The sequence below is a fragment of the Klebsiella sp. MS 92-3 genome (genome assembly GCF_000195655.1).
GTDB classification, from domain to species: Bacteria; Pseudomonadota; Gammaproteobacteria; order Enterobacterales; family Enterobacteriaceae; genus Klebsiella; species Klebsiella pneumoniae.
This window is the reverse complement of record NZ_GL882724.1, coordinates 27,969-28,777: the sequence shown is the minus strand read 5'-3', so window position 1 is coordinate 28,777 and position 809 is coordinate 27,969. Positions and strand designations below refer to the sequence as shown.

Here is an 809-nt window from a genome sequence, read left to right as displayed (position 1 = left end):
GGGGGGGGGGGGGCCCGCGGGGGGGGGGGGCCCCGGGCGGCGCGGGGACCCAGGTCAGGATCAGGCGGTGCCGCCGACGGTAAGGTTATCGACCTTCAGGGTCGGCTGGCCGACGCCCACCGGCACGCTCTGGCCCTCTTTGCCACAGACGCCGACGCCGTTATCCAGGCGCAGGTCGTTGCCCACCATCGAAATCTGCTGCATGGTCTCAATGCCGGAGCCAATCAGCGTGGCCCCTTTCACCGCCTTCGTGACCTTCCCTTTTTCGATCAGATAGGCCTCGGAAGTGGAGAAGACGAATTTACCGGAGGTGATATCCACCTGCCCGCCGCCGAAGTTAGGCGCAAAGATACCGTAGTCGACCGATTCGATAATCTCCTGTGGCGTTGACTGGCCCGCCAGCATATAGGTGTTGGTCATACGCGGCATCGGCAGATGGGCATACGACTCACGTCGGCCATTGCCGGTCGGTGCGACGCCCATCAGGCGCGCGTTGAGTTTATCCTGCATATAGCCTTTCAGAATGCCGTTTTCGATTAGCACGTTGTATTGCCCCGGCGTCCCTTCGTCATCAATGGCCACCGAGCCACGGCGATCGGCGATGGTGCCGTCATCCACTACGGTGCACAGCTCAGAGGCGACTAATTCCCCCATATGGCCGCTAAAGACCGAGGTGCCACGCCGGTTGAAATCGCCTTCCAGCCCATGGCCGACCGCTTCATGCAGCAGGACGCCAGGCCAGCCGGCGCCGAGCACCACCGGCAGCATCCCCGCAGGGGCGGCGACCGCCGAGAGGGTGACCAGCGCCA

At 64.0% G+C, this 809-nt stretch carries 1 protein-coding gene; it reads right to left on the bottom strand.

Going from position 1 to position 809, the window contains the following annotated elements; genetic code table 11:
* Window positions 1-60: 60 nt before the first annotated feature.
* Window positions 61-809, bottom strand: a 749-nt coding sequence (gene tldD / locus HMPREF9538_RS24600; RefSeq protein WP_009484002.1) for a metalloprotease TldD, incomplete at its 5' end; no start/stop codon positions are given.